Origin of the sequence: Massilia rubra (assembly GCF_011682065.1) — a bacterium.
Classification (GTDB): domain Bacteria; phylum Pseudomonadota; class Gammaproteobacteria; order Burkholderiales; family Burkholderiaceae_D; genus Telluria_A; species Telluria_A rubra.
Window position 1 is genome coordinate 120914 of sequence record NZ_VUYU01000001.1, and the last position, 24492, is coordinate 145405.

Here is a 24492-nt window from a genome sequence, read left to right on the forward strand (position 1 = left end):
AAAAAGGGGGACGAGGCGCACGGTGGAATGCGGCTCCGTCCCCAAAACCACGCACTAACGCACTACACGGGCAGCACCTTCATGTCGAAGGCGCGCTCGAACAGCCATACGCCGGCGATCAGGGCGATGACGACCGAGCCGGTGCTCATCAACTGGCGGTAGAACCAGGTGCGGCGCGTCAGGAAGGCCAGCGGCAGGAACGCCGCCACGATCGCCAGCTGCCCCAGTTCCACGCCGACGTTAAAACCGGCCAGGCTTAGCACCAGCGCACCTTGCGGCAGTCCCAGGTCGGCCAGCACGCCGGCAAAGCCGAAGCCGTGAATCAGGCCGAACGCAAACGCCGCCAATGGCCGCCGTCCGCGAAACAGCGGGTAAAGGTTATTCACCGCCGCCAGCACCACCGAGGCCGCAATCGCCGACTCCACCCAGCGCGACGGCAGCGACAGCACCTGCAGGCTGGCCAGGGTCAATGTCAGCGAATGCGCCAGCGTGAACGCGGTTACCACCTTGAGCACGTCGATAAAGGCGGCCCTGAGGGTTTGCGCCTGTTTCATCGCGAGCGGGGCGATCACCGCCGGCAGCAGCAGCGAGAGCAGGAACAGGATATGGTCGAAGCCGATCCAGATATGCCAGACGCCGTGCTTGACGTAGTCGGCGAACTGGGCGAACTTGCCCGCTGCGCGCAGCGGCAGGTCCTGGCGCGCCGCCTCGGGGCTGAAGATGGCCGTCGATGTGGCGCCATCATGTTCCAGCTTGACCAGGCCCTTGTGCTGCGGATCGAGGTCGGCGAACAGGCGGTAGCTAACGCCCAGGGCCGCGCCGGCGGCGGGGCAGGTGGCGCGAAAACGCAGCACCGTGTAGGCGCCATCGGTGTGATTGTCGATCAACTGCTCGCCGGCGACGATGGGGCAGGGGGCGTCGCCGCTGGTGAGCGCCAGGCGCGCCAGCGCGTAGTTGGCGATGGCGTCGTGCTGGCTGCGGATTTCATCCCAGGTCAGCGCGCCGTCGCCGTCCTGGTCGAGATTCAAAGCAAATTCCAGGTCGCGCAGGGCGATGTCCCATTGGCCGCTGATCTGCTGTCCGGCGACCTTGAGGGTCAGGTAGCTGTCGCTCGGCTTGTGGGCGCGCGCCGGCGCGGCCACCAGGGCCAGGGCCAGCGTCAGGAGGGCCAGGAAGCCGCGGCCCATCACGTGCCCGCCCTGATCTGCTTGACCAGGCGCGCCACGGCCACGTCTTCCAGCGCATGTTTCGCGACCCAGTCGATGACCGGTGCGGCGGCGGCCTTGTCGCCCGCCTTGGCGGCCGCTTCGAGCAGAATGATCATGTCGGCCGATTCCTTTTGCACCGCCCAGTTTTGCTGCGCCAGCGCCAGTGCGGTGTTGGCGTTAGCGCGGATGTGCAGTTCGTAGCGCGCCTGTTCGCGCTGGTGGACGGTGTCGCCGCGCCGCATGGCGGCCTCAAAACGTGCCTTCAGTTCGGCGTCGGCATTGCGCAGCGCGTCGCCCGCACCCGCGCCACCCTGGCGCAGGGCCAGCGCATGGCGCAGCAGCAGGGCGTCGATGCGGGTGTGGTCCTTGACGAGTGCAATGACCTCGGGCGCGCGCCGCTGGTCCAGCAAAAAATCGGCGTAGGCGCCGAGCAGGTAGCTGTCGCGCGCGTCCAGCGCCAGCGCGCGCTTGAAGCGTTCTTCGGCGGCCCTGGCGTCGCCGCGCCGCTGCGCCATTTCGCCCAGCAGGGTCAGGACCCAGACCTGCATGCCGGCGTCGGCTTCCTGGTTGCGGCGCAGGGTCATCTCGAGCAGCGCTTCGCTTTTGGCTGCACGTCCGGTCATGGCGCCCACATTCGCCACGCAGGTAATCGTCACCAGTTCGGTCGACAGCGACGACAGGCGCGCGCAGCTCGCGGTGGCGGCCTGGTAGTCGCCGCGCACGGTCTGCACGATGGCGCGCGTGAGCCAGGCTTGCGGATTGGCCGGGTCGGCGACGACGATGGCGTCCAGGTCGCGCAGCGCTTCGGCGAAGTGGTGGGTGCTTTGCAGCAGGATGGCGCGCAGCAGGCGCACCTCGGGCGGGGGCGCCGCCATCGACCACCACGGCGCCAGCGCGGCCTGGGCGTAGCCGAAGTAGCGCGGATCGGTTTCCTGGCGCGCTACCGCGATGTAGCGCTGCGCGGTGCGGCTGGCCAGCGCCAGGTCGCTCGGGCTGGCGGCCAGTTGCGCGCGCAAGGTGGCCAGTTCGCGCTGGACCGGGTCGGCGCGGCGCGGCAGGCGCTCGAGCACGGTGCTGCCGCTGGCCGGAATGTGCGGCGCGGCCTGCGCCAGCGGCGCCAGGAGCGCGTACGCCAGCAGCGCCGGTGCGGTAAGGCGTGCGAATCGTGTCGGCATGGTGTGTTCCCGGTGCGTGAGAATTATTCTGTTTTTTTGGGTACGACTCCGGCCGGAAAGCTGCTTCCCGGCCGGATGGACTGCAAGTGCTTACAAGGCCGACGGTTCCGTGTCTTCCGGCGCGGTGCTGGCGATGGCGTCGATGGCGACCGCTTCGCTGTCGTCCGGCATGGCCGCCACGGTCGTCTTCACGGTGGTGAAAAAGGCGTCGGCGACCGGGCCGGTTGGTGGCGGCGGTGGCGTCAGCACGTCCGGCGGCGACGAGGTTTGCGTGTCGCTGCCGCAGGCGGTCAGCAACAGCATGGCGCAGATCAGACTGAGTTTTTTCATGGTGCTCTCCTGATGTGGTGATTACTTCTGTGGCGAACCAGGGATCGGCGATTTGAGGTACGGGAAGGCGGTGCCCACCATCGTCTCATCCAGATACGCGCCATCGGTAAAGCGTAGCGCGCCGGCCGGGGCGTCGGCTGGTGCGCAGCCGATGTTGATGGTGCACAGCTTGCCCATGACGACGCGCAGCGCAACGTCGACCACGTCGTCGCCCGGACGGCGGCCGTTCGGGAAGCCAGCGTTGTCGCCTTCAATCACGCCGAGGCGTTTTTGCGCGCCCGGCGCGGTTGGTGCGATCGAGGTATTCAAGCGCAGCATCTCGGACGCGGTGACGGTCTTCGGCTGGTTCACGCCCTTGATCCCGGTCAGGAAGGTGGCCACCAGGTCGTTGCGCGGGAAGTTGGTCGGGGCCTTGGCGCCGGCGCTGCCGTACAAAATCTCGACCAGGGCGGGCAGGGTCGGGTTGGTGACGTAGTCGGCGAACTGGCCGTCGGCCGCTGGCTTGCTGTGGTTGAAACGGTCCTTGTCTTTCAGGCCGATGACGACTTCATTGACCAGTGGCATGCCCAGGCGCGATACCTGGACCCAGGCGCCGCCTTCTTTCGAGACGTCGGCGTCCGACTTCGGCGTGGGGTTGATCAGGCGGCCCTGGCGCAGGCTGGCCGTGGTCCAGGCGCCGATGACCGGGTCGCCGGCGGTCGCGTTGAGCAGGCACGAGGTCGGCACTTCCATGCTCAGGGTGGTTACGTTCTTGTTGGCCAGGTCATCCTTCGCGCCTTTTTCGGCGTTGGCGCTGAACTCGACGGCCGGGGCCTTGATGTTGATCAGGTCGAACGTTTCGCCGAGGTTGACGACGAACGGATCCTTGCGCTGGCCGACGAACAGCTTGCCCGGCGCCGTGCAGCCGGGGATGGTGACGTTGTACAGGTGGCGGGCGGCGTAGGCGTCGTAGTTGGGAATCGACTTGTTGCCGATGTTGTCCAGCGGCTTGTCGAAGGTGGCGCCGCCACCGTCGGCATTGGCGACGACGGCGCGGGCGCCGCTGCGACGGTCGCCGCGCACCACGGTGACGGTGAAGGTTTCGCGCACATTGGCGCCGGCGGCGTTGGCGTCGGCGATCGGGCCGCCGTTGATCACGAGCGGAATCGAGACTTTTTTACCGCCCACGGTCAGCTGCGTATCTTTATTGGTATTCTTGAAGCGGAACTGGAAGGTGATGTCTTCCTTGGCATCGCCGTTATTATCGACATGGATTTCGTAGAGCGCGTCCGGGTCCATCATGAAGTAATTCGGGCCGCCGTAGGCATCCTGCAGCGGCACATAATTGGCGATCAGCGTTGTAAAATCGCTGCGGCCGGCCTGGTAACTGCGGAACATGTAAAAGTCGGTGGCATCGATCTTCGGATTGCGCGTGATGAAAGGCGCTTCCCGGTGGCTCGATGCGAATGCCGACGGCGCGAATGCGCAGGCCAGCAGGTTGCCTGCCAGTACCGCGCCGATGGTCGCCCGTAATCTCATCTGATTCATGTTGCTCTCCTCGTTATAGGTTTTCACACTGATGTGCATGCAGATATACGCGGCGGCTTCGTCGCCGGATTCACTTTATGCCAAATAAATCTTTATGAATGCAGTGTTAAGCTGAACCCCATGAACAAAACAACCGAACCATTCCTGGCCGCCACTTTCATCAAAGAAATCGGGCGTGGCAAAAAAGGGGCGCGCAGCATGACGCGCGAAAACGCGCAGGCGCTGTACGGCGCGATGCTCGACGGCAGGGTGTCCGACCTGGAACTGGGCGGCATTTTGCTGGCGATGCGCATCAAGGGCGAGTCGGTGGACGAGATCGCCGGCTTCCTGGACGCGGCCGAGGCCTCGTTCGAGGCGCTGGTGGCGCCGGCGGGTGCGTACGCGCCGGTGCTCATTCCCACCTACAACGGTTCGCGCAAGATGGCCAACCTGACCCCGCTGCTGGCGCTGCTGCTGGCGCGCGAAGGCGTGCCGGTGCTGGTGCATGGCGTGAGCAGCGATCCGGGCAGGGTGACAAGCTTCGAAATTCTTCGTGAGATGGGATTCGAGGCGGCCGCTTCGGCAGGCGACGTGCAGGCCGCGTTCGCGGCGGGCAAGCCGGCTTTCATGCCGATCGAGACGCTGGCCCCGAAGATGGCGCAGTTGCTGTCGCTGCGCCGCATCCTGGGCGTGCGCAACTCGACGCATACCCTGGTCAAGATCTTGCAGCCGTTTGCCGGGCCGGCGCTGCGGCTGGTTTCGTACACGCATCCGGAATACCTGGAGATGCTGGGTGAATACTTCACGACCATTGCGCGCGAAGGGCGGGGCGACGCTTTCCTGATGCGCGGCACCGAAGGTGAAACCGTGGCCAACGCCAACCGGGCGCAGCAGATCGACTGGTTCCATGGCACACAGTGCACCATCCTGGTGCAGCGCGATGCACCAACGGATGACGTGGCGGAGGCCCCGGCCGAGCGCGATGCGGCCACCACGGCGGCCTGGATCGCCCGCGCGCTGGAGGGCAGCGTGGCCGTGCCCGCCTCGATCACCGAGCAAGTGGCACAGTGCTTGCTAGTTTCAAAGTCAATACAAGCAAACACGGGTGCGCATCATGGGGAACAAAGGTAAGGTTTATCTGGTCGGGGCTGGTCCGGGCGATCCGGAGCTGTTGACCTTGAAGGCGGTGAAAGCGATCGGCACGGCCGACGTGCTGCTGGTGGACGACCTGGTCAACCTGGCGATCCTGGCGCATGCCGCGCCCTCGGCGCGCATCGTACCGGTGGGCAAGCGCGGCGGCTGCCGCTCGACCTCGCAGGACTTCATTGAACGGCTGATGGTGGCCGAAGCGCGGGCCGGACGGCAAGTGGTGCGGCTCAAGGGCGGCGACCCCTTCATTTTCGGGCGTGGCGGCGAAGAGCGCGCGCACCTGATGGCCGAAGGCATCGAGGTCGAGGTCATCAACGGCATCAGCAGCGGGCTGGCGGCGCCCTCATCGATCGGCGTGCCGCTGACGCACCGCGACTGGAGCTCGGGCGCGATTTTCGTGACCGGCCACGAGCGTGGCGACGAGGCGGGCAGCGCCCGCACGCCCGACTGGGCCTTGCTGGCGCAGACCGGGTTGACCCTGGTGATCTACATGGGCGTGGCGCGTTGCAGGCAGATCCAGGCGGCGCTGCTGGCCGGCGGCAAGGCCGGCAGCACGCCGGTGGCCGTGATCCAGTCGGCGACCGGGGCGGGGCAGACGCAACTGCTGACGACCCTGGCGGATTTGGCGGACGATCTGGCCGTGTCCGGCCTCGGCAGTCCCAGCATCATCGTGATTGGCGACGTGGTGCGCTGCGCCGACATCGCCGTCGAGCAACTCCAGGCCCACGCCCGACCGGCCTGACTTTTCCTACGCTGTACAGAGTTTCACTCGCCCCACCAGCTTCAAACTCCTACAACCGGGGTCAGAGCTTTAACTTGCAACAAAAGTGTTGCAAGTTAAAGCTCTGACCCCGGTTGTAGGAGTTTCTACCGGTGGTTCGGGGACTTGGCCGGCCTGCGCGGTTTACAATGACGGTTTTAGTGATTAGCGGAAACCGGCATACGCCATGGCAAAACAATTTGATGTAGCAGTGATCGGCGCGGGCGCGGCCGGGATGATGTGCGCGGCCGTCGCCGCCCAGCGCGGCAAACGGGTGGTGTTGATCGATCATGCGGAGAAACTTGCAGAGAAGATCAGGATTTCGGGTGGTGGACGTTGTAACTTCACCAATATGAATGCGACGCCGCAGAATTTTTTATCGGATAACCCGCATTTTTGCAAGAGCGCTTTGTCTCGGTATACCCCGCAGGATTTTCTGACCCTCGTTAAGAAACACCGCATCGGCTATCACGAGAAACATCGCGGCCAGCTGTTTTGTAATGAGTCGGCCGAGCAGATTATCCAGATGCTCAAGGCCGAGTGCGCCAGCGGGGATGTGACCTGGCGCATGCCGTCCAAGGTCGAGTCGCTGGAAAAAACCGCCGAGGGCTTTTTCATCCTTACCGACAGCGGCGAGATCCTGGCCGACAGCGTCGTCATCGCCACCGGCGGCTTGTCGATCCCGAAAATCGGCGCGACCGATTTCGGTTACCGCATCGCGGCCCAGTTCGACCTGAACATGGTCGAGCCGCGCCCGGGCCTGGTGCCGCTCACTTTCGACGGCCCCAGCTGGGAAGCCTTCGTTCCGCTGGCCGGCATCGCCCTCGAAGTCGAGGTGGAAACGGGCTCGAACAAGGGCAAGGGCAACAAGCGCGGCCATTTTCGCGAGGACTTGCTGTTCACCCACCGCGGCCTGTCGGGTCCGGCCATCCTGCAAATTTCCAGCTACTGGCAGCCGGGCACGCCGATCATCGTCAACCTGCTGCCCGAGATGGATGTGGCGCAGGAGCTGATCGACGGCAAGAGCACGCTCAAGAAGCAACTGGGCAACGTGGTCTCGCAGTGGCTGCCGGTGCGCCTGGCCGAGGTCTTGATCTCGGTGGCCGGCCTGACACCCGACGCGCGCCTGGCCGACTTGCCGGACGCAAAGCTGCGCAAGCTGGGCGACGCCATCAACCGCTGGGCCATCGTGCCGACCGGCTCGGAAGGCTACCGCAAGGCCGAGGTGACCCTGGGCGGCATCGATACGCGCGAGCTGTCGCAGCAATCGATGATGGCCAACAAGGTGCCGGGTTTGTATTTCATCGGCGAAGCGGTCGATGTGACCGGCTGGCTGGGCGGCTATAACTTCCAGTGGGCGTGGGCCTCGGGCGTGGCGGCCGGGCAGGCGGTGTGAGCGGTTCCGTGACGGTGTTGTGAAACAGCAAAAGGAACAGGGGAAAAGCGAAAAGCTTCCACAGCGAGGGAAACGGTGCTATTATCTCGTTCTTCCCTAAATCTAACGGTTTGATTTTTACATGACCACTATTCGCCTTAAAGAAAACGAGCCGTTCGAAGTCGCAATGCGTCGCTTCAAACGCACCATCGAAAAAACGGGTCTGCTGACCGAACTGCGCGCACGCGAGTTCTACGAAAAGCCAACGGCTGAGCGCAAGCGCAAGCTGGCAGCTGCCGTTAAGCGCCACTACAAGCGCATTCGCAGCCAGCAACTGCCTAAGAAATTATTCTAAGACTGTCCAGTCGAACCTGATCCGGTGACGGCCAACAGCCTGTCCGGGTCATTGTTTTTACTGTAGTCGCAGACCCGCTCCGGTTTACCGCAGCGGGTTTTGCTATTTGGTTTTTGCTGTGTGTTACCTGATATTTATTCATTATTTAGACGAGGATTGCCATGGGCTTGAAAGAACAAATTACCGACGATATGAAAGCGGCGATGCGCGCGAAAGAAGCGGCCAAGCTGCTGACGATCCGCCTGATCCTGGCCGAGATCAAGCGCCGCGAAGTCGACGAGCGCATCGAACTCGACGATGAACAAACCCAGGCGATCATCGAAAAAATGATCAAGCAGCGCAAGGATTCGATCAGCCAGTTTGAAGATGGCAATCGCCAGGACCTGGCCGATATCGAAAAGGCCGAACTGGTCATCCTCGCCGCCTACATGCCGGCCGGCCTGTCGGAAGAAGAAATCGCCGCCGAAGTCGCCGCCGCCGTGAGCGCCTCCGGCGCCACCGGTCCGCAGGACATGGGCAAGGTCATGGGCTTGCTCAAGGCAAAATTGCCAAAAGGCACCGACATGGGCATCGTGTCGGGCTTGATCAAGAAGGCGCTCGCGCCGGCCTGATCGTCGTATGGCGCGTTGCGCGGAACGTTTTCGCGCAAGCCGCCCCGGCAAGCCGACAAGGCAAGCCGACAAGGCAAGCCAGCAAGCCCGCGTCTTGTCGCAGATCAAATCTGCGGCGGGCGCGGCGGTATAGTCTGACCTGACACAAAGACTGTTCATCGCACGTGATTCCACAATCCTTCCTTACCGATTTGCTCAACCGTATCGACATCGTCGATGTGGTCGGCCGCTACGTCCAGCTGAAGAAGGGCGGGGCCAATTTCATGGGCCTGTGCCCGTTCCACAGCGAAAAATCCCCCAGTTTTACCGTCAGCCCGACCAAGCAGTTTTACCATTGCTTCGGTTGCAGCGCGCATGGCAACGCGGTCGGTTTCCTGATCGAGTATTCGGGCATGGGCTTTATCGATGCCGTCAAGGATCTGGCCCAGGGTGTGGGCATGGTCGTGCCCGACGCGGATGACAAGATTCCTCCGCTGCAACGCGCGGCCAACCAGGCCCAGGCGCTGGCCCTGACCGAGGCCATGACCCAGGCTTGCGATTACTATCGCGGCCAGTTACGCGGCGCCACGAATGCCATCGCCTACCTGAAAAACCGTGGCCTCACCGGCGAAGTGGCGGCCCGCTTCGGCATGGGCTACGCCCCGTCCGGCTGGGATAACTTGCGTACCGTGTTCCCCGATTACGAGGTGCTGGCGCTGGTCGAGTCCGGCCTGGTGATCGACAAGGTCGACGAGGATGGCGGCAACAAGAAGCGTTATGACCGCTTTCGCGAGCGCATCATGTTCCCGATCCGCAATACCAAGGGCCAGGTAATCGGCTTCGGCGGGCGGGTGCTGGACCAGGGCGAACCGAAATACCTGAACTCGCCGGAAACCCCGCTGTTCCAGAAGGGCCTGGAACTGTACGGCCTGTACGAAGCGCGCCAGGCCATCCGCGACGCTGGCTACGTGCTGGTGACGGAAGGCTATATGGACGTGGTCGCCCTGGCCCAGCTCGGCTTTCCGCAAGCGGTGGCCACCTTGGGCACGGCGTGTACCAGTACCCACGTGCAAAAGTTGCTGCGCCAGACCGACAGCGTGATTTTCAGTTTCGATGGCGACAAGGCCGGCCGCCGCGCCGCCCGCCGCGCGCTCGAAGCCTGCCTGCCGCAGGTGAGCGACAACAAGATCATCAAATTCCTGTTTTTGCCGTCCGAGCACGATCCGGACAGTTTCGTGCGCGAATTCGGCGCCGATGTATTCGAGCAAGAAATTCACGAAGCGATGCCGCTGTCGCAATTTTTGCTGCGTGAAGTGTCGGGCGAGCATGATCTTTCCACCTCGGAAGGGCGCGCCCACGTCCAGTTCGACGCCAAGCCGCTGCTGCAATCGATGTCGCCCAGCTCGCTGCGCCTGCAGATCGTGCGCGGCCTGGCCAGCATGACCGAGTCGAGCCCGGCCGAAATCGAGGCCCTGTTCGAGCTGTCCAAGCCGGTCTCGGTGGCGCGCCGCGCGCCGCCGCGCCAGGGCCGGCCGGAACCGGTGGGGCTGGAATTGCAGATTTTGCGCCACCTGGTGGCCCATCCGCCGCTCAGCCTGGAGCTGGACGAGGCGGCGCTGGCCGCGTTCAACCATTTTGGCCCGGACGCGGCCGAGCGCCTGCTGTACCTGGTCGCCTGCGGCCAGGCACTGGGGCCGAACGGCGGCTTCGCGGCCTTGTCCCAGCATTTGAAGGATACCAGCAACGAATACGACGGCTTGATCGCCGAAATTGCCTCGGAGCCAGAATCGGATATCGACAGCGTGAAATTGTGGCTGGTCGGGGCTGTGAGGCAGATCAAACTTGCAGCGCTTAAACAGGAGTTGACCCAGTTGTTTTCCGCCGGCCTGACCTCAGATCAGGTGGGTGTGCGCTACCGCGAAATCATGGCCGAGCAGAAGCGGCTGGAGGATGAAGGGGGGCCGAGTTAGACCCCGCGCAAAGCATGAAATCGGAGGCCCGCACAGGGGGCGTTTGGCACTGGAAAAAGACGGACTGCGTGCTATAATAAAACGATAAGTGTTGTGTTCGCAGAAATTTTTTCGTTGTCCGTAAGTTGTATTTCTTTCAGTGAGTTAGGCTCTTGATCGGCGCAAAGAGGGTGGGCGTCGGCGGCCAGGGCCAGCTTTGGTTGCGACGGCGTTGCGCTGTCGGGGGCAAACATCGGTTTGCTTTTCAGCCACACACGGCTCGCGCCTCCAACCGCCGTTGTATGCAGTAGACTACTGCCGAAATCGCGCGGGTCGTGCCCGTAAGGTGATGTAAAGGTGTTATGAGTGCAGCAATGCCGGAGGGGTCTGCGAAGGCCGGTCCGGGGACGTAGGGCCGAAAAGGCCGGCAACAAACTTTATCTTAATCCACCATAAAGCTAGTCGTTGTGACATCGAAAGCGCCTGTGCCAATCAAGAAACCTGAAACCAAAGCGGCTGATAAGCCAACGAGAATGTCCGCCAAGGCGGATAAAGCGCAAGACAAGGCTGAAACGCGCAGCGCCAGTACAAGTACGAGCGCGAGCGCCACGCCTGTCGTCAGCCAGACCACCGATGCCGCCGCGCTGGCCGCGATCGACACGTCCGGTTACGTGCTGCCCTCAGTCAAGGTACCGGGCAGGCGCGGGCGCAAGCCGAAAGAATTCCAGCCCGAGAACGATGAAGTGGCCGCCCTCAACGCGGTCGAGCGGGCCGAGCTGAAAGCGGTCGACAAGGCCAAGGCCAAGGACCGCAAGGCCAAGGAAAAGGCGCTGCTGAAAGATGCCTTCTCGTCGGACACCGAAGCGACCGAGGAAGAACTCGAGCGCCGGCGCCAGAAACTGAAAACCCTGATCAAGTTCGGCAAGGAACGCGGTTTCCTCACCTACGCCGAAATCAACGATCACCTGCCCGAAAACATCGTCGATCCGGAAGCGATCGAAGGCATCATCGGCACCTTCAACGACATGGGGATCGCGGTCTACGAGCACGCGCCCGATGCCGAAACCTTGCTGCTGTCCGACAATGTGGCCACCGTCACCAGCGATGACGAAGCCGAGGCCGCGGCCGAGGCGGCGCTGTCGACGGTCGATTCCGACTTCGGCCGCACCACCGACCCGGTGCGCATGTATATGCGCGAGATGGGCTCGGTCGAGCTGCTCACGCGCGAAGGCGAGATCGAGATTGCCAAGCGCATCGAAGATGGCCTCAAGGACATGATCCAGGCTATTTCCGCCTGCCCGGTGACGATCGCCGAAATCATTTCCGCCGCGATCCGCATCCAGAACGACGAAATCAAGATCGACGAGATCGTCGACGGCATGGTCGACCCGGACGAGCCGCTCGAGCCGGTCGTGGCCCCGGTCGCCACCGACGAGGATGAAGACGAAGAAGAAGCCGACGAGGAAGAAGAGGAAGAGGAAGAAGAGAACAACGCTTCCGGCGCCGCGGGTTTCTCGGCCGAACAGCTCGAAGCGCTGAAAAACCAGGCGCTGGAAAAATTCGACATCATCTCGGTGCAGTTCGACAAGATGCGCAAGGCCTTCGAGAAAGATGGCTATAACTCGAAAGCCTACGTCAAGGCGCAGGAATCGATTTCCAACGAGCTGCTCGGGATCCGTTTCACCGCCAAGGTGGTGGAAAAGCTGTGCGACACCCTGCGCGGGCAAGTCGATGAAGTGCGCCATATCGAGAAGCAAATCCTCGATGTGGCGGTGAACAAGTGCGGCATGCCGCGCGCCCACTTCATCAAGGTATTTCCGGGCAATGAAACGAATCTGGACTGGGTCGATGGCGAAGTGGGCGCCGGCCACGCCTACTCGGCCATCCTCGGACGCAATATTCCGACGATCAAGGAATTGCAGCAGCGCCTGATCGACCTGCAGGCGCGCGTGGTGCTGCCGCTGCCTGACTTGCGCAACATTAACCGCCAGATGGCGGCCGGTGAAATGAAGGCGCGCAAGGCCAAGCGCGAAATGACCGAGGCTAACTTGCGCCTGGTAATTTCGATCGCGAAGAAGTACACCAACCGCGGCCTGCAATTCCTCGACCTGATCCAGGAGGGCAATATCGGCCTGATGAAGGCCGTGGACAAGTTCGAATACCGGCGCGGCTATAAATTCTCCACCTATGCGACCTGGTGGATCCGCCAGGCCATCACGCGCTCGATCGCCGACCAGGCGCGCACGATCCGCATCCCGGTGCACATGATCGAAACGATCAACAAGATGAACCGCATCTCGCGCCAGATCTTGCAGGAAACCGGCGCCGAACCCGATCCGGCGACCCTGGCGATCAAGATGGAAATGCCGGAAGACAAGATCCGCAAGATCATGAAGATCGCGAAAGAGCCGATCTCGATGGAAACGCCGATTGGCGACGATGACGATTCGCACCTGGGCGACTTCATCGAAGACAACAATACCCTGGCGCCATCGGACGCGGCCTTGCATGCTTCGATGCGCGGGGTGGTCAAGGATGTGCTGGACTCCCTGACGCCGCGCGAAGCGAAAGTGTTGCGCATGCGTTTCGGCATCGAGATGTCGACTGACCACACCCTGGAAGAAGTGGGCAAGCAATTCGACGTCACGCGCGAGCGGATTCGCCAGATCGAAGCGAAGGCGCTGCGCAAGCTGCGCCACCCATCGCGCTCCGACAAGCTCAAGAGCTTCCTGGAAGGTAATTAAGCCTTGACGGGCTGATACGAAAAGCCATATCCTCACGCCACTTTGTGACGGGAGGAATTGGTGATGGCGGGCTCCCTGCCGCACCGATGCCGGGGCTGTATTCCAAGCACGACAGTGGGGACCTCGAAAATGACGCCGCGCAGTAGGTTTTTCGAGGTCCCCAGATATTCAGTACAAATTTTGGGCCTGTAGCTCAGTTGGTTAGAGCAGAGGACTCATAATCCTTTGGTCGACGGTTCAAGTCCGTCCGGGCCTACCAAACAGAAGAAGGGGGAGCAGCATCGGCTGTTCTCCCTTTTTCGCTTTACTGGCGCCACATTTCTCCAACCCATCCTCTCAGCGCGTACGGGCAGTATTTCGCACATATGACCGCCGCCCGTCAAAACGCATAACGCTAAGTAAGTGCGCATAAATTCTTGTCATTTCTAGCTTCCATAAGCGGCGCCTTGCTGCGTTGCCCACCGCTAGCAGTGCTCGCACTGCGTCGCGGCGGGCGCCTTGCACGGCATCCGCTTCTGTTCGCTATAAATCACAATAATTTCTGCACACTTACTTAGGCCGGCGCCAGCACGATCAGCGCGCCGTATTTTTCGATCAGCACGGCAATCCCATACAGGATCGCGCCGAGCATGCCGGCGCCCACCAGCATATTGGTCCTGAATCCCAGGTAGCAGATCCACTCGAGCGTCACCAGGACGAAAAAACATAACAGGATGCTGGCGATGACTTTCAGGTCGAGAAACACATACATCATGCTGGCCACGATCGCCAGCGCTATAAACAAAGGCATGTAGTGGATGCGCTGCGCCTTGAACGGCCACGGCGAGGCGCCCACCAGCAAGGCGACCGACAGCGCAATGGTGCAGTAGTACTCGATGCCGGCCTCGAAATAGCGGGCCGATTCCCATTGCATGCCGGTGGTGCGCATGACGCAATACGCCGTCAGCACCACCAGGTGGCCGAATACCATGGCTTTGAGCAGGCGCTCCTTGAACTCCAGGGACAGCGTGCGGGGCGTGTACATCATGCTGAACGAGAAAACCCCGGACAGGCAGACGGCGGCGAAAAATCCGAAAATGGCGGATTGGTAGCTTAATGCCAGTGCGCCGAAATAAATCATCGCCAGCACACAGTCGGCGCTATGGGGCGCCAGCCGGTACAAGGGCAGCTTGTTCAGCGTTTCTCCGATGACCTTATAGGTCGACATCATCCACGCCACCAGTATCAGGTTGCCCCAGGCGCAAAACAGCGCCAGGTAAAAAGCCTGCGCCGGCCAGATCGCTTGCGCGCGCAGCGTTCCGCAGATGGTCAAGCTCAAAAAGACCAGCTGATAAACGATGGTCGGCACTTTGCTTACGTGAATCCACAGCGCTTTTCTCATCTTGAGCAGCGTGTCGTAAAACACCAGCAAAAAGCAGATGACCGCGACGACCTTGATCAGGTTTACCCAGGACATATACTTCGCCCACAGCGATGGCTCGCTTGCCTGCGCCTGGCCGGCCGCACTCACCGCTTGCCGGAAATCGCCCGGAGTGACATATTTGCCGGTGACTTCGCGCGCGACCGGCTCGCTCAGATAACCATCTTTCTGCATTTGCCTGATCAAGTCGGTCTTGATCGCGCCGGCAGTCGGCGCTTGTGGCGCTGGCGCCGGTGCGGGCGCTTGGGCAAACGCCCCCGCGCTGATAATGAGCATCCATCCCCAAAAGAACAAGCGGCGCAAATTGACCATGTAATTTCCGTTCAAAAATATTGAAGGGAGGGTAACACAGGCGAGCTGGCATGCGCCGGTGGCGGGAACTCAAGCATCGATCGGCGCATGAGCAGCGCGCTCTTGCATACGGGATCGCTCGCGAAAAGCAGCGGTCTCAGCACTTGAGAACCATCAAAAGCGGCCGGGAACCGGCCGATACACTCGACCATTGAAGCAGCCGGTTTTGCACTGGGTGCACGGCGGCATCAGGACCTTTCGCTGCCACCTTTTTGCGCAGCACTCTCAAGGAGAAACATCATGAAAACAATACTCTCGACCATCGCCAGCGCTGTCGCGATGGCCTTCGCCAGCGGCGCCGTCTCGGCCCAGCCCACGGTGTCCACTTCTCAAGTGGGCACAGGCAACAGCCTGTATGTGGTGCAGCAGGCGCCCGAGGAGGAATTCTACGAACTGACTGCCACGATCAAGCAGACAGGCACGAACAACGTCGCCGGCGACCCGCTCAAAAAGATACCCGGCATTTTCCAGATCCGCTCCTACGATGCGTATGCGGACATCGTGCAGACCGGAAACCAGAATGGCGCGACCATTTCGCAGGACAATATCTACCGCAGCGGCACGGCCATCAAGCAGATCGGCGCCGATAACAAGGCGGTCGTGAAGCAAAAGGATTCCGGTGAGGTGGGCAATACGATCGAGCAGGTCGGCAATCGCAATGCGGTCAATGTCGATCAGCTTTACTTGTTCCCGTTCAGTATCCGCGCTTACCAGAAGGGCGATGACAACAACATCACCGCCAAGCAGGTCAATTCGGGTTTCGGCGGGCCGCTGGTGGAACAGGTCGGCAATCTGAACAAGGTCACGATCGACCAGGATAATGCGGTGTATTCGGGCGTGTGGGTGCAGCAGGGCGGCAATGGGAATAACGCCAGCGTCAAGCAGAAAGATTCCTATTTCACGCGCGAGCAAACCATTATTCAGAAAGGCAATTACAACGTGGCCAGCGCCGACGAGCAAGGCCAGGATAACGCCAGCAAAATCGTCCAGACCGGTAATCTGAACAAGGCGACGGTGGTGCAGCGCCTCGATTACAGCCAGTCGCTGATTGACCAGACGGGCAACAACAATATCGCGTCCGTCACGCAAAACGGCGGCAATCAGTACGACACGCCCAACATCGCCTCGATCATCCAGAAGGGCAATGGCTTCGCAGCCGCGATTACCCAAAGCGGCAGCGGCAATCAGGCAGGTGTCGTGCAGCAGTAAGGTCCACCCGGGACGGCGATCCGGGAGGAGGGCGCCTGCGCTCCGTCTCAGTCGTTCCGGTCCAGATTGTCCTTCACTTGCAGCAATAGGCCGAGCAGTACCTGTTGCTGTTCCCCGCTCATTGCCCGCACCGCTTGCGCGTTCAGCTTGCTCGCTTCGGCCTGGGCCGCTTGCTGGATGGCCTTGCCGGCCTCGGTCAGGGACAGGTGCGTGTTGCGCCGGTCGGCCGGGTCGGCTTCGCCATGCAGCAAGCCGCGTTCGCGCAGCGCCGTGATCAGGCGCGCGACTTGCGCCTTGTCGCGGCCGCTGTGGCGCGCCAGCTCGCTCTGGGTCGCGCCCGGATGGCGGCCGAAAAACGCCAGCACCTTCGCTTCCATGTGCGTGAGCTCATGCTGGCCGTCGCGCAAGGCCTGGAATTGCTGCGAGCGGTACTGGTGCATGATCGTATGGATCAGTTCCAGCACGGCATCCCGGCGCGATTCGTCGGAATGGTTGACATTGTCATTTGATTCGTGGATGATGGGGGACATTGTCAACCAATTGAACGATAAAGAGATGAGTATAGACGCTCCAGTCAGCCGTGTGCAGCGTGTGCGCCACGAGCTCAAGATTCGCCGGGTCGAGGTGCTCAGCGTGCGCGCCATTGGCAGCCATTTCCGCAGCATTACCTTCGGCGGCGCGGCGCTGAATGATTTTCACAGCGCCTCGTTCGACGACCATATCAAGTTCATTCTCGGCGATGGGCCTGACGCCGCCAAGCGCGATTACACCCCGCGCAGCTTCGATCCGGCCGCGGGCGAACTGGTGATCGAATTCGCCCTGCATGGCGACGGCCCGTGCGCGGCCTGGGCGGCCCAGGCCGCGCCCGGCCAGCAGGTGATCATCGGCGGTCCGAAAGGCTCGCTGATCATTCCGGTCGATTACGAGTGGCATTTGCTCGTGGGCGACGAAACCGGCTTGCCCGCGATTGCGCGCCGCCTGGAAGAACTGCCGGCCGGCGCCCGCGCCACCGTCATCGTCAAGGTCGACGATGCGGCCGACCGCCGCGCCTTTGCCGGCGATGCCAAGGTCGACCTGCGCTGGGTCGGCAACGACGCCGAACTGATCGCTGCCGTGCAGGCGTGGGCGCTGCCGGCCGGCGACGGCTACGCCTGGTGCGCGGGGGAAGCGGCAAGCATGGCCGCCGTGCGCCAGGAACTGGTCGGCGTCAAGGGCCTGCACAAGACGGCCATCCGCGCCGCCGCCTACTGGAAGCGCGGTGGCAGCGGCTTTCACGAGAACCTGGAGTAAGCCGGCGCGGCTTGCGTGCTTTCGTCAGGCGCTCTGCCGTTCGCCCGGCGCGGGGGTATCGAACCAGATCCCGTAGCGGTCGCCTTGCCACGAAAACAAGTAAAACAGATACGCCGTGGCCAGCATGATCAAGCCGCCCGCCAGCGCCGCTTCGCTCACGAAACCCAGCAGGCAAAACAGGAAGCCGGTGGCGTGCGACATGGTTTCGATGCGTTTGGCGACACGCCGGGTCGGGTGCATGTGCAAAAAGCCGAAGCCGAACCAGCAGCGCAGCCATAGCGGCAGCGCCTGCCAGTTGTGCGCATGTTTGTCGATCACGAAGTTCTCCTCGTTCAGGGTTGACACCTCCACATCAAGCGCTGCAGCAAGACATTTAAGCGACTCCACGCTGGCCTTGTGGCCGCTTTCGATGCGCTGGATCGTTCTCACGTTCAAGCCCGACATCTGGGCTAATTGTTCTTGAGAAAGATGGCGGCTGAGGCGAAGTTGTTTAAGAATCATGCTCTCTCCCGATGCTGGTGAACCACGAGTATTCCGCGATTCTAGCCGTGTCGGTGACGAAAAGCACCCGACACTGGCCCGACAATGGCCGCCATGCCCCTCGTTTCGCTAGTATTGATGCGTTCGGAGCACCTGCGCGACGGCCGCGACGGCGCGCGCGACATCGGCCTCGCCGGTTTGCCAATTGCATACCGATATCCTCATGCAGCGCTTTCCACGCCAGGTCGTGTTGCTGAACAGGGCCTCGCCGCCGGCCAGCACGGCGTTGCTGACCGCATCCGTCCAGCGGTCGTGATCGCTTTCGCTTGCGCCCGGCGCGCGATCGAGAAAGCGCACCAGTCCCTGATTGACCGTCGGTTCCCATACAAGTTCAACGCCGGGCAGGGCGGCAATGCCGGTCGCGAGCGCGTGCGCCGCCGCGCAACAGCGCTCGACCAGGGCGGCGACGCCATCGCGCCCGAGCTCGCGCATGGCGGCATACGCAGCCACGCCGCGCCCGCGTCGCGACCATTCCGGATTCCAGTCCTTGGGCTCGCGCACATGATCGTTGTGGGCAACATAACTGGCTTCGTAGGACATGGCGCGCCGCTGCGCATCCGCATGGGCAATAAATGCGAACCCGCTGTCGTAGGGTACGTTGAGCCACTTGTGACCGTCGGTCGCCCAGGAATCGGCGCGTGCGACGCCGGCCAGCAGATGGCGGTAACGCGCGCTGGCGTTGGCCCACAGGCCGAAGGCGCCGTCCACGTGCACCCAGGCGCCGTAGCGGTGCGCCAGCGGAATGAGCTCGGCGAAACAATCATAGGCGCCGATGTTGAGGTCGCCCGCCTGCAGCACCACGATGAGCGGGGCGCCGGCGCTCTCGACCAGTGCCTGTTGCAGGGTTGCCGCCGCGAGCTGGCCGGCCGGGTTGACCGGCAGGCCGCGCACGGCACCCGTGCCCAGGCCCAGCAAGCGGGCCGCGCGCGCGATGCTGCCGTGCAGCTGGTCGCCGCTCAGGATGCGGATCGGCGGAGCGCCGCACAGGCCGTCGCGTTCGACATCCCATCCGCGGCGCGCCAGCAGCGCATTGCGGGCCGCCGCCAGGGCGGTCGCATGCGCCATCTGGCAGCCGCTGGTGAGGGCGAAGCTGGCGTCGCGCGGCAGGCCGAGCAAGTCCTTCAGCCAGACCCCGCAGACTTCTTCGATCACGGTCACCGCCGGTGCGCAGGCAAAGGTGGCGGCGTTCTGGTCCCAGGCGCTGGTGAGCCAGTCGGCCGCCAGCGCTGCCGGCAAGGCGCCACCGATCACCCAGCCGAAGAAGCGCCCGCCGGCGCTGCCGTTGATGCCGCCGGCCGTGTCGGCGGCCAGTTCGTCGATGACTTGCGCGGCCGGCAGGCCGGCGTCGGCCAGCGGCCTGGATAAGCGGGCGCGCAGCGTGTCGAGGCTGGCGCGGGCGCCGACCGGCTGTTGCTCCAGATGGTCGAGATGGGCCAGCGCGTGGCTCAGTGCGCTTTCCAGCGCAGGGCGAAACGGGGAAATGGTCTTCATGGCGGTTTGCAAGCACCTTATTGATTGTGTGGTCCCGAGCGTAAAGCCGGCGCCCGGCGCGCGCAAACGATCTGTTGCCGCTTTCACTATAGCTGGGCTAAAGTGAGGCCATGCAGATTCCGCTCCAGCGCTTTTATACATTCTTTGTCGTGTGCCGCGCCGGCAGCATGAAGGACGCCGCGCGCGAGTTGCATGTCACGGCCGGCGCGATCAGCCAGCGCATCCGCGAGCTGGAGTTACGGCACGGCCAGCGCCTGTTCGAGCGCACCCGGGCCGGCGTCACGCCAACGGCTGCCGGAGCGGCCTTGTACGCCGATATCCGGGCGCCGTTCCAGCAGATCGAAACGGTGGCGCGCCGCGATGTGGCGGATGACGCTGCGCGGCAACTGGTGGTGAGCGTGATGCCCTCGTTCGCGTCCGGATGGCTGTTGCCGCGACTGGGCGACTTTGCCAGGCGCCATCCGGCCGTCTCGCTCTCGATCGACAGCGATGCGCGCGTGGTCGACCTGAAAACCGAGGCGGTCGATTTCGCCATCCGGCATGGCCTGGGACACTATCCCGGACTCGAAGCGCGCTGGTTGATGTCGCCTGCCATGATCGTGGTCGGCGCGCCGGATTTATTGCGCCAGGGGCCGCCGATTCGCTGTCCGGCCGATTGCCTGGCCTACCCGCTGCTGCATGACCGTGAACGCCAGGATTGGACCTTGTGGCTGCAGGCCAACGGCAGCCCATCGCCCAAGGCGCGGCGCGGGCTGTCGTTCAGCGACGAACATTTGCTGGTGCGCGCCGCCAGCGAAGGGCAGGGGTTGGCGCTGGTGCGCGATATCTACGCCGGCGCCGACCTGGAGAAGGGGACTTTGTGCAAGGCGTTGGAGGGGCAGTGGCCGACGCGGTTCGGGTATTACCTGGTCGGTTTGCCGGACAGCTTTGCCGCGTCGGGGGCGCGCGCGTTCGTGGACTGGATCCAGGCCGAAGCGGGGCGCTCGCCGGGCGTGCCGTGACATCAGGGCGGGAATGGCATGGCTGGCCGCAAGCGGGCGGGGGGCACGTTGTCAGCCGACAGCTAGCCGCGGCCGCTGTCCGGCACGGTCGATATCAACCTGGCGCCGCAACTGGTCGCATGACCTTCAAAGGCCACCGGTATGCCGTGGATCAGCACTTTCGGATCGCCCTCGACGATGACACACGCTCCATGGCCCGCAATCGGGCAGGAGCAGCGGTCGCCGAGGCGCGCGACCATGATGCCGAGTACCGTGGTCGTCGGGGCGGCGGAGATGACTTTACCGCCATGGGTCGTGGGGTCGTTCAGGCGAATGACGAGACGCATCACGGTTCCTCGTAAACAGGGCGGTTGAAGTCATTCATTTGGAATAGCCTTGCGAGCCCGGCGTGGCGTCGTGACGCAATCCCCACCATGGAAGGTAGGCATTGTTTTCGCCACGCGCACGAAACCATGGCGCGTCCGGATTCAAAGGGCGCACCGTTGCCGGCGGGGTGACGAGCACTGCGGTCGTTTCGTCGGCATCGGTCGTGCCCGCGACCAGGACGTGTTTGCCCATGTGATTGGCTACGGCAATGCCGAGTGCAACGTTGGTCAGCGCGGTGCCAGCGCCCATTTCTCCCAGCAAGGCGGGCGTGTTGAAGGTTTGTTTGGCGAAATCGAATTCGGCCAGCTCGGTGGTGAAGGTGTGGGCCAGGTTGGCCAGCCGGTCCGAGGATGCCGCATGGGTGTTGTTGGCGTCGTGAATCACGAAGCCGATGTCGGCCGTCGTTTTGCCAGCGTTGAGGGCGGCGGCGGACAGCGTGGCTTGCCATGCCTGCACGGCGCGGCTTGGTTTGCCTTGTTGAGCGTCGAAGTCGGCGACCTTCTTGGTGCTTGGGTAGCTCAGCCATGCGAGTGCGGCGCGTTCCGTGTTGTAGTTGGGACCGGCGAGAACCAGCAGCACCATGTTCTCGTTGATCTGTTCGTCTTTGGGCGGAAAATTCGGGGCGTCCCAGTTCATGACCCAGACCGTTTCGTTCGGGTGTGCTTGCAGGTAGTCGAGTCCGGCGGACAGGGACGTGAAGCCGGCATTCGGACCGCCCATGGTTACATGAACGTCAGGTGGGGTGTTGCGCGACCAAGTGGTTGGCGCATAGACGTTACCGATGGAAAAAGTCTGAATGAGATTGTCGCGTGTCATTTCTGCAGCGGTAACCGGATCGAGCCTGTCGACAGGAAGTGCATATTCCACTCGGATACCTGCCAGTTCGCGCCAGGTTTTCTTGTCAGTGAGCGAGTGCGCATTATAGAAATACTTGGAATTGGAGAAGTAGATGTCATGGAAAATAGTGGTCAACTTGTCGAAGTATTTTTCGTGAAAACCTTTAAATGTTTCTCGTCCTTCATTGCCGTATGCGATTTCTGCGATTGCCCCAAGCATGGTATATTTTTTCGGGTTGGTTCTGACCATATCGTCATCTTTGTTGGGCTTTACGAGTCCTAACGTCCACAGTAACTGCCATTCTGTTGGGTAGTCTCGTCGTTGAAGGGGATTCAGCCATTGCAAACCTACTACCTGAACGATGAAGGGAGTGTCTGGTTTAGTGGAAATGTCTGGGACGATATCGACTTGCGTGGTTGTTGGTTTGCTTGCGCACGCAGTGGTTAGCGCAAGTACTGCGGCTGCAAGTAGCGTGGGTAAAATGAACAAGCGGCGCATAAGTTCTCCGTCGGTTAACTTGATTGATGAGATGTTGTCCAGCCGATAAATTATCCATAGCGAAGCACTAAAAGCGAAGCAGAAGGAAATCAACGTCCAGCCGATGCGTCTCTTCCAGTTAGAAATAAGATAGGTCATATTTTTTCACCTTTGCTGCTCCCGAAAATTTCTCGCTGATTGACAATTTTTGTTGGCATAAGTCCTTCTTTAACGTCTGTTGCCCAATTCTCCACTGGTTTAGCTCGTATTTTTCCGTCCTTGAAATACTCTAAAAATACTCTGTTGCTATCGCTTGTTTCTAATCCGTCAAGATGCCGCCAATCTGCCGCTATTCTCAACGTATGCAAATCTTCCTTTTTGATATAGCAACAACCAATCGCCACGTCATACGCCAGCGCCTTCTGTGCATGCATCCCATTGGTCATGATCGTTGAGTGATCGGTCGCATGCGCATTGATATTGGCGGCCAGATTGGACTTGATATGTTTCGAGCGCCACGCCTTGTAGTCTTCCCTGGCGCTGTCTGGCTTGTCTTCTTCATCTACCTTCGCGTCTTTTTTGTACAAACCCTCGCGCCTGGCCTTCATGCGCAGCATGGCATGGTGTTCATAACGCAGCGATGCTTCGCTCTCCTTGTCGCCCTTAGCGGCGCCACCCGGCTTGGCCTCGGCACCTGCGGTTTCCCCTGCGCTCACCGCCTGCTCGTCCTTGTAGGGATCGCCATCTTTGTATTCCCGATCCTTGTTGCGATATTCCCCCGGCGCGTCGAAACCCTGATCGAAGTTTTTGCTGGACTCGCCCAAGCGCAGGCCTTCGGGTAAAAACGCTTCCGGCAGGATCGGCGCGGTCAGCGGAACCGTCCAGTCGTCCGGCGGTAGTGCGTTGATGCGGATGCTCGTTACCCCCGTCGCGACGATCATCACTGGCGCTGTTATGACCGTCCATATTTTTCCGACAAAGGACGTGTTGGCATCGAGGCCTTTGGATATCGAATACCTTGCCTTGGGCGACTCCGGAGACCAGAATGCCTGGCTACCACGCTTGGGCTTGCCGTACTGGTTTTCCCAGAAATCGTACTGCCCCTGCAACCCCACCAAAAAATTCTGGGAAAAGACACGCTGGCAAAACGTCCCGCCGCCGTTGGTGGCATTGATTTCCTGTTGACTCAAGCCGCGCCAGCCGATCCCCTGCACGGTGCTTGCAGAGATCACTTGGTCATGCGGATTGAAATACAGTGTCACGCGGCCATACGTCGACGGTTTCAGTCCGTAACCGTACTTGTTGCGGTCGGACTGGGCGTCGAAGCCGTGCGCTTCGTTCTTCATGAATTCGTCGATGCTCTGCACCGGTTGTTCCTTCGGCACTTGCTTGCGCAGGATGTCGAAGAAGGCGGCGAGAGTGCGGTTTCGCGCGGACAAGGACTGGCGTCCCCCGTTGCCCTGAGCATCTTTCATATCGCGCTCGGCCCAGCCTTGGGTAGCGTTTTTACCCACCAGGCTGAATGGCGGATTGCACAGTACATAGGTATCGGCCACGCAGCGACCGCTTTTCCCCTTTTTATCTGTCACATCGGCCAGTTCGTCGCCAATAAACGCGGCGGCCATGCCGACCATATTGCCCTGGCTATGACAGACAATGGTGATCGGCACGTCAGCCTGCTTCTTGCGCAGAGATTCGATCAGTTTCGCCAGGCGCAACGCCGCCAGCACATAATAGGGGCGCGGCGGGCACGCATACACGTCGCGGTTATTGGTGGGATTTAAGTGCTGCACATGCAGCCATAGAAACAGTTGATCGGACAAGCCACTGCTCCACAAATCGGGCAGCCCCGTACATCCATTCGCAAACGGCCCACCACCCCAATAGTTCTTTTCATTGAGATACAGTCCGTCGCCGTATTGCTGCAGATCTACGTCACTAGCTTTATAGCCCCAGCGGAACCGGATCACCGGAGAAAAATGCTCCTCCTCTGAAATGAACTGCTTTGCCGTGCAGTCCGGGTTGAGAAATCCATCCTCCGTCAGTTCCGCGCGATACTGCACCGGTCTCAGTTGCCCGCCCGCCGGCGTCGGAAATACCATGTGTTCATCGCGCCGCTTGAGCCTGTCGTTCAGTCCCTTGCATAATCCATCCTCTGCCTGCTCATACCATTCGCCGTCGGAATTGACGCCATGGACGAAGATGATGATGCCAGGCAGCGGTAACTGCATCAGCACATCGAGATGCTTGGCATTGAGCAGGGAAATGCCACAATTGACGCCCACCATCAGGGCATCGGGTTCATCAAGCGGGCTGCAGGCCGCCGTCGCGCCCTGCGCTTGTTCCGGGTTAGAAGCTGCGGTCATCAA

General features: G+C 61.7%; 21 protein-coding genes and 1 tRNA gene. 11 read left to right on the forward strand and 11 right to left on the reverse strand.

Annotated elements, in window-relative coordinates; all coding sequences use genetic code 11:
• Positions 1 to 62: 62 nt before the first annotated feature.
• The 4 genes from F0185_RS00565 to F0185_RS00580 form a co-directional block, all read right to left on the reverse strand.
• On the reverse strand, positions 63 to 1187 hold the full coding sequence (locus tag F0185_RS00565; protein WP_167220616.1) for a HupE/UreJ family protein: 1125 nt from the start codon (positions 1185 to 1187) through the stop codon (positions 63 to 65).
• Positions 1187 to 2383, reverse strand: a complete 1197-nt coding sequence (locus F0185_RS00570) for a tetratricopeptide repeat protein (RefSeq protein WP_167220618.1) — start codon at positions 2381 to 2383, stop codon at positions 1187 to 1189. The genes F0185_RS00565 and F0185_RS00570 overlap by 1 nt, the downstream gene beginning before the upstream one ends.
• 90 nt (positions 2384 to 2473) lie before the next feature.
• Complete coding sequence (locus tag F0185_RS00575; RefSeq protein ID WP_167220620.1) at positions 2474 to 2713, reverse strand: hypothetical protein; 240 nt, start codon at positions 2711 to 2713, stop codon at positions 2474 to 2476.
• 21 nt (positions 2714 to 2734) lie between these two features.
• Positions 2735 to 4240: a DUF4331 domain-containing protein gene (locus tag F0185_RS00580; RefSeq protein ID WP_167220622.1), complete on the reverse strand. Its 1506-nt coding sequence runs from the start codon at positions 4238 to 4240 to the stop codon at positions 2735 to 2737.
• 120 nt (positions 4241 to 4360) lie between these two features.
• Here F0185_RS00580 and ybiB point away from each other — a divergent pair, with 120 nt between their 5' ends.
• The 8 genes from ybiB (at position 4361) to F0185_RS00620 (ending at position 13400) form a co-directional block, all read left to right on the forward strand.
• Entirely contained in the window at positions 4361 to 5350 is a 990-nt protein-coding gene (gene ybiB, locus F0185_RS00585) for a DNA-binding protein YbiB (protein WP_167220624.1), read from the forward strand.
• On the forward strand, positions 5334 to 6110 hold the full coding sequence (gene cobA, locus F0185_RS00590; protein WP_167220626.1) for a uroporphyrinogen-III C-methyltransferase: 777 nt from the start codon (positions 5334 to 5336) through the stop codon (positions 6108 to 6110). The genes ybiB and cobA overlap by 17 nt, the downstream gene beginning before the upstream one ends.
• 205 nt (positions 6111 to 6315) lie before the next feature.
• Positions 6316 to 7524, forward strand: coding sequence for a BaiN/RdsA family NAD(P)/FAD-dependent oxidoreductase (locus F0185_RS00595; RefSeq protein ID WP_167220628.1), 1209 nt, complete (start codon positions 6316 to 6318; stop codon positions 7522 to 7524).
• A gap of 121 nt (positions 7525 to 7645) precedes the next feature.
• Positions 7646 to 7858, forward strand: coding sequence for a 30S ribosomal protein S21 (rpsU, locus tag F0185_RS00600; RefSeq protein WP_008451879.1), 213 nt, complete (start codon positions 7646 to 7648; stop codon positions 7856 to 7858).
• 161 nt (positions 7859 to 8019) lie between these two features.
• The gene (locus F0185_RS00605; RefSeq protein ID WP_167220630.1) at positions 8020 to 8469 is read left to right on the forward strand and encodes a GatB/YqeY domain-containing protein; all 450 of its coding nucleotides are present in this window, start codon (positions 8020 to 8022) and stop codon (positions 8467 to 8469) included.
• A 164-nt stretch (positions 8470 to 8633) separates the two neighbouring features.
• A complete protein-coding gene (gene dnaG / locus F0185_RS00610) occupies positions 8634 to 10418 on the forward strand; it encodes a DNA primase (RefSeq protein ID WP_167220632.1) in 1785 nt (594 codons plus the stop codon).
• A gap of 512 nt (positions 10419 to 10930) precedes the next feature.
• The gene (rpoD, locus tag F0185_RS00615; RefSeq protein WP_167220634.1) at positions 10931 to 13141 is read left to right on the forward strand and encodes an RNA polymerase sigma factor RpoD; all 2211 of its coding nucleotides are present in this window, start codon (positions 10931 to 10933) and stop codon (positions 13139 to 13141) included.
• Between the two features lie 182 nt (positions 13142 to 13323).
• Positions 13324 to 13400 (forward strand) — tRNA-Ile (locus F0185_RS00620).
• 294 nt (positions 13401 to 13694) lie between these two features.
• Here the strand turns inward: F0185_RS00620 and F0185_RS00625 are convergent.
• The gene (locus F0185_RS00625) at positions 13695 to 14873 is read right to left on the reverse strand and encodes a hypothetical protein (RefSeq protein ID WP_167220636.1); all 1179 of its coding nucleotides are present in this window, start codon (positions 14871 to 14873) and stop codon (positions 13695 to 13697) included.
• A gap of 279 nt (positions 14874 to 15152) precedes the next feature.
• Between F0185_RS00625 and F0185_RS00630 the strand changes: the two genes are divergently transcribed.
• A complete protein-coding gene (locus tag F0185_RS00630; protein ID WP_167220638.1) occupies positions 15153 to 16121 on the forward strand; it encodes a hypothetical protein in 969 nt (322 codons plus the stop codon).
• A gap of 47 nt (positions 16122 to 16168) precedes the next feature.
• Here the strand turns inward: F0185_RS00630 and F0185_RS00635 are convergent, their stop codons facing one another.
• Positions 16169 to 16651 (reverse strand): MarR family winged helix-turn-helix transcriptional regulator, encoded by a 483-nt coding sequence (locus tag F0185_RS00635; RefSeq protein ID WP_166889650.1) that lies wholly within the window; start codon positions 16649 to 16651, stop codon positions 16169 to 16171.
• Positions 16652 to 16676: 25 nt separating this feature from the next.
• Here F0185_RS00635 and F0185_RS00640 point away from each other — a divergent pair, with 25 nt between their 5' ends.
• Positions 16677 to 17411 carry a siderophore-interacting protein gene (locus tag F0185_RS00640; RefSeq protein WP_167220640.1) on the forward strand — a complete coding sequence of 245 codons (735 nt, stop codon included), beginning with the start codon at positions 16677 to 16679 and terminating at the stop codon, positions 17409 to 17411.
• Positions 17412 to 17435: 24 nt separating this feature from the next.
• On the opposite strand, the gene F0185_RS00645 is transcribed toward F0185_RS00640, so the two are convergent.
• Both F0185_RS00645 and F0185_RS00650 read right to left on the reverse strand, forming a co-directional pair.
• Positions 17436 to 17912: a helix-turn-helix domain-containing protein gene (locus F0185_RS00645; protein ID WP_167220642.1), complete on the reverse strand. Its 477-nt coding sequence runs from the start codon at positions 17910 to 17912 to the stop codon at positions 17436 to 17438.
• Between the two features lie 108 nt (positions 17913 to 18020).
• Complete coding sequence (locus F0185_RS00650; RefSeq protein WP_167220644.1) at positions 18021 to 19442, reverse strand: pyridoxal phosphate-dependent decarboxylase family protein; 1422 nt, start codon at positions 19440 to 19442, stop codon at positions 18021 to 18023.
• A gap of 110 nt (positions 19443 to 19552) precedes the next feature.
• Between F0185_RS00650 and F0185_RS00655 the strand changes: the two genes are divergently transcribed.
• Positions 19553 to 20443 (forward strand): LysR substrate-binding domain-containing protein, encoded by an 891-nt coding sequence (locus tag F0185_RS00655; RefSeq protein WP_167220646.1) that lies wholly within the window; start codon positions 19553 to 19555, stop codon positions 20441 to 20443.
• A gap of 62 nt (positions 20444 to 20505) precedes the next feature.
• Here the strand turns inward: F0185_RS00655 and F0185_RS00660 are convergent, their stop codons facing one another.
• Genes F0185_RS00660 through F0185_RS00670 form a run of 3 tightly spaced genes read right to left on the reverse strand, consistent with a single transcriptional unit; the run spans position 20506 to position 24489 of the window.
• Positions 20506 to 20769, reverse strand: a complete 264-nt coding sequence (locus F0185_RS00660; protein WP_167220648.1) for a PAAR domain-containing protein — start codon at positions 20767 to 20769, stop codon at positions 20506 to 20508.
• Positions 20770 to 20803: 34 nt separating this feature from the next.
• The gene (locus F0185_RS00665) at positions 20804 to 22282 is read right to left on the reverse strand and encodes a virulence factor (protein WP_167220650.1); all 1479 of its coding nucleotides are present in this window, start codon (positions 22280 to 22282) and stop codon (positions 20804 to 20806) included.
• A complete protein-coding gene (locus tag F0185_RS00670) occupies positions 22279 to 24489 on the reverse strand; it encodes a T6SS effector phospholipase Tle3 domain-containing protein (protein WP_167220652.1) in 2211 nt (736 codons plus the stop codon). Before F0185_RS00670 ends, F0185_RS00665 begins: the two co-directional genes overlap by 4 nt.
• Between the last annotated feature and the right edge of the window lie 3 nt (positions 24490 to 24492).